Annotated in this window: 11 protein-coding genes; 10 read left to right on the forward strand and 1 reads right to left on the reverse strand. The window is 35.2% G+C overall.

All coding sequences use genetic code 11. From position 1 onward, the window contains the following. Window positions 1–11 precede the first annotated feature (11 nt). The 7 genes from Bovatus_RS23970 to Bovatus_RS24000 all read left to right on the forward strand — a co-directional run bounded on the left by Bovatus_RS23970 (window position 12) and on the right by Bovatus_RS24000 (window position 7,944). Window positions 12–1,130, forward strand: a complete 1,119-nt coding sequence (locus Bovatus_RS23970; RefSeq protein ID WP_004302220.1) for a chain-length determining protein — start codon at window positions 12–14, stop codon at window positions 1,128–1,130. Between the two features lie 26 nt (window positions 1,131–1,156). Continuing rightward, window positions 1,157–2,563 (forward strand): undecaprenyl-phosphate glucose phosphotransferase, encoded by a 1,407-nt coding sequence (locus tag Bovatus_RS23975; RefSeq protein WP_004302221.1) that lies wholly within the window; start codon window positions 1,157–1,159, stop codon window positions 2,561–2,563. Between the two features lie 193 nt (window positions 2,564–2,756). Then, entirely contained in the window at window positions 2,757–4,286 is a 1,530-nt protein-coding gene (locus tag Bovatus_RS23980; protein ID WP_004302222.1) for a lipopolysaccharide biosynthesis protein, read from the forward strand. A gap of 4 nt (window positions 4,287–4,290) precedes the next feature. Beyond that, a complete protein-coding gene (locus Bovatus_RS23985; protein ID WP_004302223.1) occupies window positions 4,291–5,832 on the forward strand; it encodes a nucleotidyl transferase family protein in 1,542 nt (513 codons plus the stop codon). Beyond that, on the forward strand, window positions 5,825–6,979 hold the full coding sequence (locus tag Bovatus_RS23990) for a Coenzyme F420 hydrogenase/dehydrogenase, beta subunit C-terminal domain (protein WP_004302224.1): 1,155 nt from the start codon (window positions 5,825–5,827) through the stop codon (window positions 6,977–6,979). The genes Bovatus_RS23985 and Bovatus_RS23990 overlap by 8 nt, the downstream gene beginning before the upstream one ends. Before the next feature lie 24 nt (window positions 6,980–7,003). Continuing rightward, window positions 7,004–7,330, forward strand: a complete 327-nt coding sequence (locus Bovatus_RS23995) for an SDR family oxidoreductase (protein ID WP_004302225.1) — start codon at window positions 7,004–7,006, stop codon at window positions 7,328–7,330. Window positions 7,331–7,341: 11 nt separating this feature from the next. Beyond that, complete coding sequence (locus Bovatus_RS24000; RefSeq protein WP_004302226.1) at window positions 7,342–7,944, forward strand: hypothetical protein; 603 nt, start codon at window positions 7,342–7,344, stop codon at window positions 7,942–7,944. 344 nt (window positions 7,945–8,288) lie between these two features. Here the strand turns inward: Bovatus_RS24000 and Bovatus_RS24005 are convergent, their stop codons facing one another. Next, a complete protein-coding gene (locus Bovatus_RS24005; RefSeq protein ID WP_004296258.1) occupies window positions 8,289–9,950 on the reverse strand; it encodes an IS1182-like element ISBf3 family transposase in 1,662 nt (553 codons plus the stop codon). A 343-nt stretch (window positions 9,951–10,293) separates the two neighbouring features. Between Bovatus_RS24005 and Bovatus_RS24010 the strand changes: the two genes are divergently transcribed. The 3 genes from Bovatus_RS24010 to Bovatus_RS24020 all read left to right on the forward strand — a co-directional run bounded on the left by Bovatus_RS24010 (window position 10,294) and on the right by Bovatus_RS24020 (window position 13,124). Then, entirely contained in the window at window positions 10,294–10,704 is a 411-nt protein-coding gene (locus tag Bovatus_RS24010) for a hypothetical protein (RefSeq protein WP_139266164.1), read from the forward strand. A 44-nt stretch (window positions 10,705–10,748) separates the two neighbouring features. Further along, window positions 10,749–11,876 (forward strand): polysaccharide pyruvyl transferase family protein, encoded by a 1,128-nt coding sequence (locus Bovatus_RS24015; protein ID WP_004302229.1) that lies wholly within the window; start codon window positions 10,749–10,751, stop codon window positions 11,874–11,876. A gap of 105 nt (window positions 11,877–11,981) precedes the next feature. Next, window positions 11,982–13,124: a glycosyltransferase gene (locus tag Bovatus_RS24020; RefSeq protein WP_004302230.1), complete on the forward strand. Its 1,143-nt coding sequence runs from the start codon at window positions 11,982–11,984 to the stop codon at window positions 13,122–13,124. Window positions 13,125–13,149 lie beyond the last annotated feature (25 nt).

Here is a 13,149-nt window from a genome sequence, read left to right on the forward strand (position 1 = left end):
TTTATACCACTATGATAGACGGGGAATCTGAAAAAGAAATAAAACTGAGACAGAGTAACCAAGGGGATCAAGAGATTGAAATTGATCTGATGGATATTCTTCGTAAGATTATAGGTATTCGTAAGAAAATCTATAAAGCCGCCGGCATTGGTTTGATAATTGGTATTATTATAGCAATAAGTATTCCAAAGCAATATACAGTTGAAGTAACTCTTTCTCCTGAGATGGGGAGTACTAAAGGTGGTGGTTTATCCGGTTTGGCTGCCTCTTTCTTGGGGAGTGGGGCTACTATGAGTGATGGTACTGATGCTTTGAACGCTTCTTTATCTGCCGATATTGTTTCTTCTACTCCTTTTTTATTAGAACTTTCTGTAATGGAAATCCCTGCATCGGAAAACAAAAAAATGACTTTGAATACTTATTTGGATGAAGAATCTTCCCCTTGGTGGAGTTATATTATCGGACTTCCGAGTATGGTGATTGGTGGAGTGAAGTCACTGTTTATTAAAGAAGATGAAGAAACAATTTCTGATAGGGGAAATCAAGGTACAATTGAATTATCTAAAAAGGAGTCGCAGAAGATTGAAACTCTAAAGAAAATGATTATTGCTAGTGTAGATAAGAAAACGTCTATGACCACGGTTGCCGTAACCTTGCAAAATCCCAAAGTCGCTGCGGTAGTTGCCGATTCTGTTGTAGGAAAGCTGCAGGAATATATTATAAACTATCGTACTTCCAAAGCAAAAGAAGATTGTATCTATTTGGAGAGACTATTCAAAGAACGCCAGCAAGAGTATTATGTCGCCCAGAAGAGATATGCTGATTATATGGATTCTCATGATAATATCATATTGCAAAGTGTACGTGCCGAGCAGGAACGATTGCAGAATGATATGAGTCTGGCTTATCAGGTGTACAGTCAGGTGGCTAGTCAACTTCAGGTCGCCAGGGCTAAAGTGCAGGAAGAGAAACCGGTATTTGCTGTTGTAGAGCCTGCTGTGGTACCATTGAACCCTTCGGGGACTAGTAAAAAAATATATGTTCTGGCATTTATCTTTCTTTCTGTTTGTATTGTCATATTTTGGAAGTTATTCGGAGAAAATATTCTGAATAAGTTCAAAGAAATATAGGCCTAAAATTAATAGATAACGTGATAATGGCATCAACTAACCAGATAAATAAAGTCGTAGAGCTGATTGTAGTTTTGGGAGATCTGATCATCCTGAACTTCTGTTTATTCCTGCTTCTTTTCTATTGGGAAAAAGCATTCAATTCTTTGCCTTTTTCTTGTACTGCTTCTTTGATGATGACTTCGCTTAGTCTCTGCTACTTAGCCTGTTCGGCATCTCGTGGAAGAGCCTGGAATAGCAGAGAAATTCGTGCCGACCAGCTTGTGTTACGTGTTTTGAAGAATGTCATAACCTTTTCGGTCTTTTGGGCTTGTATCATGGCTTTTAGTGGAATATCTATAATCTCTCCACTCTTTTTTGTTCTTTATTTTTTCATACTCTTTGTTATTCTAAGCATCTATCGTATCATAATTCGTCATTTGCTGATTAGTTATTGTGCGAAGGGTAAACACAAACGCTATGCTGTTTTTATAGGCGGAGGTAATAATATGCAGATGTTATATGAGGAAATGGAGAGTTCTTTGGCATCTATTTATGAAGTTGTAGGTTATTTCGATATTAAACCTAATGATGTTTTTTCCTCCCAATGTTCTTATTGTGGTAGTCCTGATGGTTTCTCTGAATTTATGTCCGGACACACAGGAATCAAGCATGTTTTTTGTTCTTTGTCAATGGAGGAGGGACGTTATAATTTTTCTATCATGAATTATTGTGAGAACCATTTGCTTTATTTTCATGGCGTTCCTAATATATGTAAGGGTTTTCCCCGACGTATTTGGCATAGCATGGTGGGTAATATGCCGATTTTGAATTTGCGGTACGAACCGCTTAGCAAAATGGAGAATCGTTTATTAAAGCGTATTTTCGATATAGTATTATCAGGTCTTTTTTTAGTTACTATTTTCCCGTTTATTTATCTTATTGTGGGAATTATCATAAAATTGACTTCTCCCGGTCCTATATTTTTTAAACAAATGCGAACCGGTTTGAATGGCAGGGAATTCAAATGCTATAAATTTCGTTCCATGCTGGTGAATGAAGAGGCTGATCGCAAGCAGGCAACAGCAGATGATCCGCGAAAGACCCGATTTGGAGATTTTCTTCGCCGTTCTAATATTGATGAGCTTCCGCAATTTATTAATGTATTCAAAGGTGAAATGTCGTTAGTCGGTCCCCGTCCCCACATGTTGGCTCATACGGAGGTCTACACACAATTGATTGATAAATATATGGTGCGCCATTTCATTAAACCCGGGATAACGGGTTGGGCGCAAACGAACGGATTCCGTGGTGAAACTAAAGAACTGTCACAGATGGAAGGTCGTGTGAAGGCTGACATTTGGTATATGGAGCATTGGACATTACTGCTTGATTTATATATCATTTATAAGACCATATTGAATATCGTTGTTGGTGAAAAGAATGCGTATTAGGGACAATGGTGCAATCTGTTTGTCTTTAAAAAATAATTTGTTTAATGAGAATATTATTACTGAATTGTCTATATCAGTTATTGTGGTATAATAATTCGATTTTTAATAAATAAATTAAAGTGGGGTACGAGTCTTTTTTAGTCAGAATGGCATAACACGAAGAGTATTTTCTTTAATTATCCTAACTGTTTTTATGCAAACATCCATCAATAATAAGCACATTGTCAAGAACACTGCGTACCTTTATGTACGATTAGTTGTATCCCTTGCTATAGGTCTGTTTACAAGCCGTATTATACTTTCCGCATTAGGAGTTTCTGACTATGGTATTTATAATATTGTGGGTGGATTCGTGTCGATGCTTTCACTTTTTACGATTTCATTAAGTGGTGCAACTTCCCGTTTTATCACTTTTGAATTAGGACGCGGAGATATGGAGCGTATGAAGAAGACATTTGCTACGCTTTCCACACTTGTCTACTTGCTAGCAGTTATAGTATTAATATTGGGTGAGACAGTCGGGTTATGGTTTGTTAAGGAATATCTTGTAATACCAGATGAGCGATGGAAGGCGGCGCTTTTTGTATATCATTGTTCTCTGTTGGCATTTATTGTTAATCTAATTGCATTGCCATATAATTCATGTGTTATTGCACATGAGAAGATGAACTTTTTTGCAATTGTTAGTGTATTAGACTCTGTATTGAAATTAGGGATAGTATATATGCTATATATATCACCTTTTGATCGTTTGAGAACTTATGCTGTATTGTTGGTTGCAATTGGTGTTATCATTCGTATAATATATATAATATATTGCAAACATACTTTTGAGGAGGCAAAAGTAAAGTGGGGTATTGATAAGAATATATTCAAAGATATTTTTTCCTATTCTGCATGGATAACTATTGGAGCTAGTTCCGCTATTTTTAAAGAGCAAGGTGTGAACGTGCTTGTCAATATGTTTTTCGGAGTATTGTTTAATGCTGCTAGAGGTATTAGTATGCAAGTCTATGGTGTAGTTAGTCAGTTCTCTTATAGTATCGGCCAAGCTATCACGCCGCAGATTACTAAGGAGTATGCAGTTGGGAATCTGCCACGTGCTATCAGTCTGACTTTTATATTGGCCAAGGTGCAAGGTATACTAATAATGACTTTGTCACTTCCTCTTTTATTGGAAACAAATTATGTACTAGGTTTATGGTTAGGAGAATTTCCTGATTATACGGTCGCTTTTATGCAATGGGCACTGATACTTTGCTATACTCGAACCTTGGAAGATACTCATGGTACACTCTATTTGGCAACGGGTAATGTCAAGTGCTTGCAGATTATAGGAGGAGGATTGATGTTGCTCAATATTCCTATTGATTATGTCTTTCTCAAACAGGGTTTCGAACCGATAATTACAATGATTATAGGTGCTGTTTTAGAAGTTGTGACAATGTTTGTTGCGTTCATGTATCTAAAGAAAATTGTGAAATTTCCTATACTATGTTTTTACAGAGAAGCTGTTCTTCCGCAATTGGTAGTATGCGGGCTTTCTTTAATTTTTCCTCTTCTGATATTATCTTTCTGGAAAGAGGCGTGTTTTCTGCGCTTTTGTTTGGTCAGTATCGTATCTGTATTTATGACAATTGGTTTGAGCTATTTGATTGTATTGAACATAAAAGAGAAAAACTTAATAATTGAAATAATAAAAAGTAAATTAAAAGGAAAATAGAAGGATGACATTTATTAATAAGATAAATAGAAAATTGCATACTCTGAGCGAAATTCGTGAGAGTAAGTATGTATTGAAGCAGATTGCCAATTACTTGTTGAACTTGGATGTACATATACTCTATGTACAACTTCCAAAAAGTAATAAAATTAAGGGACTTACAGAATTTGAACAAGAGCGTATAAAAAATTGGTGTTTCGATTTTAATAAATACAAAAAGGAGTTATCCAAGCTGAAGATGCTTTATGGCGAGGATATTACTCAGGAATATATACTTTCTGTTTTTGATGGTGGAGTAGTGGTAGATGGAGCAAAACGTAAAGTACTTCTTGATTTCCAGAGTGAACATCAGCACATAATTAATGGTCGTCGTATTACTGTTGGCCAACCTAAAAGATATCACAACACTATTTATACTCATGGAGCTTGTACGTGGCGTGGCACAGGCGTTGAAGATCAAGAAACTATAGCTTCATTTCTACAACAATTGATAAACATAGACTATCCATTGGCTTATCGCATTGTTAACAGTGCAATAGGTAGGGGGAGCAATATTAGGGATGATTTCGAAATGATTAAAGAACAAACATATTTTCCAGGAGATATTGTGATTCTTGGTTCTCATGGTGCTATAATGAATATTGGGCGTAGTTTCTTTGAGAAAATAGGAATTGTTTATCTTACAACATCGTCATTGTTTAACCGTCCACATAATTACGGCGAATGGTTTAATGATACAGTACTTCATACTAATAAACGAGGAAATAAAGTTCTAGCTGATGCCATTTATAAAGTTCTTAATGAAATGAAGTGGCTTACTTCTGGAGTTTTAATTGAAGAACATAAAAAACGGATATTGGGGAATAATAAATCTCTTACTAAGGGTGAACGTATTTATGGTGATAATCCTGAATTATTAAAATATATTGATTTGTTGCGGCAATACAAGCAAGGTGATGCAGAATCTAATATTGGTTGTATTGTGATGAACTGTAATCCGTTTACACTTGGACATCGTTATTTGATAGAATATGCTTCTTTGCGAGTGGACTATCTTTATATATTTGTGGTAGAAGAGAACCGCTCTTATTTTACATTTGATGATCGATTTGATCTTGTTTGTAAAGGTACAGCTGATTTGAAAAATGTTAGAGTGCTGCCTAGTGGGAACTTTATTATTTCCGCTATTACGTTTCCTGGTTATTTTTATAAGGACAATTTGAAGGAGGCGAAAATTGATTGTTCAAATGATCTTAACGTCTTTGCACAATATATTGCTCCAGCTTTGAATATAAAGAATCGTTTTGCAGGCGAAGAACCTTTGGATCCTGTCACCAATCAATATAATATGGCTATGGCAGAGATTTTGCCTCAATATGGTATACAATTTCATGTAATCCCTCGTAAAATAGAAGGGAAGGAGGTGATTAGTGCTTCTCGTGTTCGTCGTTACTTTGAAGCAGGTAAACTAGATGAAATAAAGGAGATTGTTCCGAATGCCACTTATAATTATCTAGTCAACCGATATAATAAAGAGCATGATTGAAATTAAGGATAAAAGTCAGTGTACAGGTTGTACAGCTTGTGCTAATGTTTGTACTCATCGTTTCATCACAATGTGTTTTGATGATGAAGGGCATTCTTATCCTTTGGTCGATACAGCTAATTGTGTGAATTGTGGCTTATGTGAGAAAGTTTGTCCTATGTTACATCAAGATGAGTTACCTAAAGATTATGATCTTGACCAACTTTCTGTTTATGCAGTTTACAATAAGGATGAGGTTATTCGAAACAGCAGTACATCTGGGGGGATTTTTACACTTCTTGCTGACTATGTTATAGATAAGGGAGGTATAGTTTATGCCGCTCGTTTTGATGAATACTATCATATTTATCATACATCGGTTGAATGTAAGGAGGAATTGCAAGCTTTTCGTGGAAGTAAGTATGCTCAAAGTGATTTGTCTGATGTTTTTTCTCAAATAAAACTCCAGTTGAGGAATGAACGCTATGTCTTGTTTGTTGGTACTCCTTGTCAGGTTGCAGGATTGAAAAGTTTTTTAATTAAGGAATATGATAAGCTTTATACCTGTGATTTTATTTGTATGTGTATATCTTCACCTAAGATATGGGAGGAATATCTTTCTGAGTATTGGGATAAGAATACTATTAAACGTATTGTATTTAAGGATAAACGTATAGGTTGGCATAGTTGGCGAATGTTGATTGAGGACGATAAGGGGGAGCATTTTTATCGAGGAATAGAAAATCCTTTTTTTTGTAGTTACTTGCAACATATAACTAATCGTCCCTCCTGTTTTTCTTGCCCATTCCGTCATATTCGTAGGGTGAGTGATATCACTATTGCAGATTGCTGGGGGATTGATAAAGTTAATAAAGAATTTGATGATGATAAAGGTTGTACTACAATGATACTTCAGTCACAAAAAGGTGTAGAAGTATTTAATTCTATAAAAGAGAAATTAGTTATTTCAAGTTATAATATAGGTTCAGTTATACAATACAATCCATACATTGTGAAACCAATAGAAAAAGCACCGGAATGTGATATCTTTTATCAGACTTATCGAGTATTGGGAATTCGAGCTGCGTTTGAAGAAATAAAGAGGCTTAATCACCCCTCGTTAATAAAGAAAATTATAAAAAAAATGAAAGGTGTATTTGAAGTATGAAGTTTACATTTAGACATCAGTGTTATGAATTATCCTTTTGGAAGAAAATTATTCCATATAGATTGCGTCCTTTTAGTAATTAAATGGGCATTGTATTCATTCACAAAGTCTTATGGGCAGAAGTGTTTTAATGAGGGAAAGAATATTAAAGTTAATGGTCTATGTCCTGGTCCAGTCAAGACATCGATGACAGTTAGCGAGAATTCTTCTCTATTACGTGGCGATATACCCAATAAACGAATAGGACTTCCTGAAGAAATAGCCGAATTAGCTTTAATGATAGTATACAGTTCAATGTATGGTATGAATGGACATATTATAGTGTGTGACGGTGGTGAGACATTAATATAAAAACATGTACGATGAAGGAGATTTCTTTGAATGTAGAAAATTATAATGAACATTTGTTTCATTATCCTTGTATAAATCCTATTGGAAAATATCTTGAAAATAAAATTGTTTGGGTATTAAACGACAATGAGAGTAATACTAAATATCTACGGTCCATAGTGGAGGCCGGTGCAAAAATTGAAAATATTTTAGAAATAGATCTTCTATGTAGTGTATTCACTCCTGAAATAGCTATTGTCTTTCCTCCAAAGCAATTAACGGATAATGTTCCTAGTGGTGATACACAAGAAGAATATTATCGTATTATGGAACATTATATACATTTTTCTCAGATGATGGTACATAGGATGAGTGACCAACCTACTACTTTCAATCATCTTCTTTTTGTCCTTCCACCATATGCCGATGAATATTCATGTGAGTTAGATAGAATGGCTTATTATGCTATCACTGGACTTGTAGCTGGGCTGGGTAAGATGTATGCTCCTAGAAGTATATTTGTAAATAGTGTAATACTGAATGATGATTTAGACATATTTTTAGTGTCCGACTGGATTGCTTATTTAGTGTCGGATAATTCAAATAATATTGTAGGTCAAAATATAAAACTATAATTTATGATTGCCTTTATATTGATTGTAACAGTAAATTTGATATTACTTTTAGTGGTCAATTACTACTATACTCATGTAGTAGTTCGTAACACACAGGAATATCACATAAAGCAAGTGGAACAAGGACAGTGGGATGCATTGGCCTTCGGCTCTGCCTATTGCCGTTTTGGTATAGATTTTTCTGGAACCGATATGAACGGTTATAATTTAGGTTTTGCTTCCCAGTTCTTCTATTATACCGATAAAATGTTACGTCAAAATGCTCGCTTTACGAAACGGAGGTTGTGTCAAAACGTTGGCACAACCTCTTTTATATTTTACAGTTCTGCTATATTTTCTTTTGGCTATGCTGCTTTTTCCTCATGCATTTGGCAACAAGTTGCTATATTCCAATTATATCGGGTTATAAATAGTCCCATAAACATATATTTGGCAACTGTAATGAGCCCCTTTCCTTCTTTTATCAGTTTAGCACACATTTTTTTGATATTAAAGGCTATAGCAAAGAAAGCAAAGTCCATTGTAACCTTGTCTTCTCCCACATGCCGGAATCTTCTGTATGCCATGTTGTATTTCATTTGTCCAAACACAGCCTCTGGTTCTATACACCTCCTGCCTCTATGCTTGATACCTTCTTCTGAGAGCAACCTTTCCCGTGCCTGCCGTTTGTATTGATTTAATCGGTGGTTGACTTCTATAATACGGTTCCCCCGAGCTTTAAAACAACTGCCACGCAAAGGGCAACCTTCGCATCTTTTTGCTTTATACCGGGCACTTTCGATGATGTATCCGCTCGCTGTCTTGTCACGTTTGGTTCCTATACGGTTCATGTGCTGTCCCATAGGACAAACGTAATAATCCTCTTGGGCATTGTAATGGAGACTTTCGGCATGGAATGGGTTGGGAGTATAACGAGGACGCTGTTCTTTATGGAAGTAATTATACTTGATGAAGGCTTCTATCCCATTCTCCTGCATGAACCGGTAATTTTCTTCCGAACCGTAACCGGAGTCTGCCACACAGATATTCGGTAAACGGTTATAGCGGTACTGGAAAGAGTGGAAAAAAGGTATGAGGGTCAGTGTATCGGTAGGGTTGGGAAACAGACGGAAGTCTGTGATGAATTGGTTTTCAGTACCTATTTGCAGATTATATCCGGGTTTGGTCTGCCCGTTCTTCATGGCATCTTCTTTCATGCGCATGAATGTGGCACCAGGATCGGTCTTGGAATAGGAGTTACGTTCTCCAAGGGTATCAAGGTGATTGTCGTATTCTATCAGCTTGTCACGATACCCTTCAAGTTCCATGACCTGCTTCTTCTTTTTGCGCAGGGCTTTCTTTTCTTCCTTATCCTTTGTTGCAGGCTGGCGTTCCAGGGCTTCTTTAAGTTCATCCACTATGTCAGAGAGCCTGCAGGGAGTAAACTCCACGGATGTGTCTTTTATAGAGTTCTCCTGTGCAATGGCTTCATCCACCTGTTCCAAGAGAATACGGATTTTATCCATTAGTCTCGTACGGTTCCGTTCGACTGTCTTGCGCCAGACAAAAGTATATTTGTTGGCTTTGGATTCAATCTTGGTGCCGTCGATATACTCCACATCAAGGCTGATGAAACCTTTATCGGCAAGGACAAGAACCAACTGGGTAAATACATTATTTATTTCCTCCTTTACACGGTTACGAAAACGGTTGATCGTGATAAAATCCGGATGCTCATTACCGGCAAGCCAAATATAATGAATGTCACGAAGGAGGTGCTTCTCTATTTTACGGCAAGAATAGATATTATTCATGTAGGCGTAGATTATCACCTTAAGCATCATTTTAGGATGATAAGGACAACGGCCCGTTTCCTTATAAAGCTTCTTGAAACTCTCAAGATTGAGATTGTCAATAACAGCATTCACGATGCGGACCGGGTCGGTCGCAGCTATGTTTTCATCAATTCTTTGTGGAAAAAGAACGGTTTGGTTGGGAATGTAAGGACGAAAATGTAACTTTGCCATAACGAAAAACTTTATACCTAAAGATACGAAAACTTTGGGTAATAACAAAGCCCGGGCTTGAGAAAGTCTGGGCTTTGCGCATAAAAAAAGGCTGTGTCAGCGTTTTGACACAACCTCCTGCTTTGCAGAGGTCGGCACAGGTTTATATGATGCAGATCGCTATATTAAGTTTCTTAAAAAAGAGTATCTTGGTTCGGAATATTCTTATTGGAAATATTTTAAGGAGGTTATTTTTCCTATATTTTTCCATCCCAAACGGACTGTAAGAGATATTTGGCATTCACTTAATAGACGTTTTGTTGATATGTATTCCTATAACCAAAATCCCCATGACGAACTGCAAGTGGATAAAGATGCTGAGAGGCGTTGTGCTGATTGGTGCTCTCAATTTGGTTTGAAAGATACTTTAACTGATGAAATCACTGATACTCTTGCTGATAAATTCAAGCAAACGAGTAAAATTCTAGAAGGTATGATAGATTTTTGTATTTCTCAAGGGTTACGTCCTATATTGGTATGTACTCCTATTAGTCACCATATGAATTTACGTCTTAGTGATCGATTTTTGGATAAAGTTCTTTTTTCTAATATTCGTAATGCCAATAAAGCTAATATTCCATTCCTAGACTATACCCGTGATGCTAGATTTCAAGATATTAAGTATTATTTTAATGCTGATATGATGAATGTTATAGGACGTAGGAAGTTTACAAAAATTTTGGTAGAAGATGTGAGAAAGCTGCGAAATGACTAAATTAATTATATAAAATTTCATATTTCTGAAAAAGAAGTATTATTATGAAGATAGGAATCTTGACATTTCATTATGCTCATAACTATGGGGCTATGTTACAAGCTTACGCACTTAGTACGTGGTTGAATAATAATGGATACGATGCTGTAATTATTGATTATCGATTACCTTTTATTTATGACAATCATCGAAAGTTTACATTTAGGCAGTTTGTAAAATATTATAGATCTAATAATAATTTGTTGTTTTCATTTTTGAAAGCTGCGAAGAATTATCGTACTCATAGAAATTTTTGTCGAATGGTCAAATGGACTCGTTTTGAAGACTTTTTAAATAATATACTGAGGAAAACAGATTATATTGAATCTATAGAACAGATTAATCAGCTGGGCTTGGACACAATTATTTGTGGTAGTGATCAAATATGGAATGAAAAGTTAACGGGAGGGTATATCCCTTTATATTTTGCCGAGGGTATTAAAAAGAGTATTAATAGAATTTCATATGCAGCTAGTACTGGAGATAATAGTGTAGAAAGCGACAAAGTTCATTGTTTTTGTAGTTTGTTGACTAATTTCGATCATATATCAGTTCGAGAAAAGGGGTTATCTGATTTTATGAATTTGAAGGGGGTAACTAACCAGTTAGTCCTTGATCCTATTTTTTTATTGGAAGATGTTCAATGGAAAAAAATAGAAAGGCTTCCGATAGAATCAGATTATGTAATGACTTATTCTTTTGGTGAGACTCCTCACTTTTTTGAAAAGGCACAGGATATATCTCGGCGTTTGAATAAGAAAATGATATGTTTCTTATTCTCTCCTCATAAAAATATACCAAAATCGGCAATACAGTACTATAGTGGCGGTCCGCAAGAATTTCTAGGTTATTTCAGTAAAGCTTCTTTTGTTATTACTAATTCTTTTCATGGTACTGCTTTTTCGATATTATATAAAAAACAATTTATTTGTATTCCTCCTCAACGAGGACGTGAGCGGACTGATTCTATATTAAGCTTATTAGGATTATGTGGAAGAATCATTGAAGATTATCAAGCTATAGGTGAATTGCGCCCTATAGACTATAAACAAGTTTATAGCACACTGGAACTGCTCCGTAATCAATCAAAATCTTACTTGGAAAAATCATTGCAGTTAGGAGGGAATAAGTGATTGTTTATGATTGAAAGAATGATGAAAATGTTTTGCAAATAATTTATGTTGTTAAATGTCTGTTTTGTGATCAATGTGTTTTTTGATAAAAAATGATTTTATCCTATGAATGTACTTTTTGTTGAAGAATCGTTGGATCCCTCGTTAGGAGGAATAGAACGAGTTACTTATTGCTTGTCTAAATATCTTACGAAAAGGGGTATTGGTTGTTATTTTATTTATTATCAAAATGATTATCCTAAAATCGAAAAGCAATATAAGCTGAAAGTAGATTTAAAACGGCAGGGTTGCAAAGAATTTAAAATCGAGGTTCTTTCTTTTGTTGAAAAGAATGAGATTGACGTAGTTATTAATCAAGATCAGTATCATTGGCGTTTAGAAATGATATATAGGGAATTGATAAATATTGGTAGTTGTAAAATTATTAATTGTTTTCATTTATCTCCTGACTATTTTAAATATAACAAACTGACCATAAAAGGAAAACTGAAAAATGTTGTTTATAAGCTTTTTACAGGTTATACGCCTGATGTTTATGTGAGGAAAAAAAATTACGAATTATGCGATCGTTTTGTGCTTTTATCCCAAAACTTCATGAACGATTTTATAAATCTTTATGGAGTGACTGATACTCATAAATTGATTTCTATTTCTAATCCTCTATCCTTTGATGAGAGTTTGGATATAAATGTTATTTCACAGAAAAAAAAGCAGGTTTTAATTATTTCTAGGTTGCAAGAAAGTCATAAAAATATTTGTTCTGCATTGCGTATATGGAAACGTATTGAGGATTATCAAATATTTGATTGGAAGTTAGTATTGGCTGGTTACGGGAGAGATGAGAAGTTGATTTTGGATTATATGAGCCAGCTTGAGTTGAAAAATGTTTGTTATGTAGGGAGGAGTAAGAATCCTCAAAAGTTATATCAAGAGTCGAAGATATTTATGATGACTTCTAATTTTGAAGGATTTGGAATGACCTTGACCGAAGCCTTACAAAATGCTTGTGTTCCTTTTGTTTTTAATACTTTTAGTTCTTTGCACGATATCATAGAGAGTGATTATAACGGTTTTATTATTCCGGCAAAAGACGAAATTTTATATGCAACAAAGATGATTGAATTTATGCAAGGGAAAAATCAAGATAAATACGCAGTTCAAGCTTTAGAGAGTAGTCGAAAATTTAGTATTGAAAATATAGGTTTGCAATGGATACATCTATTGAATGAACTTGTTGGATATAAGTAGAGATTTAAAGTTAAATGAAATTGAA

The sequence above is a fragment of the Bacteroides ovatus genome (assembly GCF_001314995.1).
Classification (GTDB): Bacteria; Bacteroidota; Bacteroidia; order Bacteroidales; family Bacteroidaceae; genus Bacteroides; species Bacteroides ovatus.

Bases quoted from the DNA above. Each gene is read 5' to 3' on its own strand.
- Bovatus_RS23970 (WP_004302220.1), top strand. From the start codon at position 12: ATGATAGACGGGGAATCTGAAAAAGAAATAAAACTGAGACAGAGTAAC.
- Bovatus_RS23975 (WP_004302221.1), top strand. From the start codon at position 1,157: ATGGCATCAACTAACCAGATAAATAAAGTCGTAGAGCTGATTGTAGTT.
- Bovatus_RS23980 (WP_004302222.1), top strand. From the start codon at position 2,757: ATGCAAACATCCATCAATAATAAGCACATTGTCAAGAACACTGCGTAC.
- Bovatus_RS23985 (WP_004302223.1), top strand. From the start codon at position 4,291: ATGACATTTATTAATAAGATAAATAGAAAATTGCATACTCTGAGCGAA.
- Bovatus_RS23990 (WP_004302224.1), top strand. From the start codon at position 5,825: ATGATTGAAATTAAGGATAAAAGTCAGTGTACAGGTTGTACAGCTTGT.
- Bovatus_RS23995 (WP_004302225.1), top strand. From the start codon at position 7,004: ATGAATTATCCTTTTGGAAGAAAATTATTCCATATAGATTGCGTCCTT.
- Bovatus_RS24000 (WP_004302226.1), top strand. From the start codon at position 7,342: ATGAAGGAGATTTCTTTGAATGTAGAAAATTATAATGAACATTTGTTT.
- Bovatus_RS24005 (WP_004296258.1), bottom strand. From the start codon at position 9,950: ATGGCAAAGTTACATTTTCGTCCTTACATTCCCAACCAAACCGTTCTT.
- Bovatus_RS24015 (WP_004302229.1), top strand. From the start codon at position 10,749: ATGAAGATAGGAATCTTGACATTTCATTATGCTCATAACTATGGGGCT.
- Bovatus_RS24020 (WP_004302230.1), top strand. From the start codon at position 11,982: ATGAATGTACTTTTTGTTGAAGAATCGTTGGATCCCTCGTTAGGAGGA.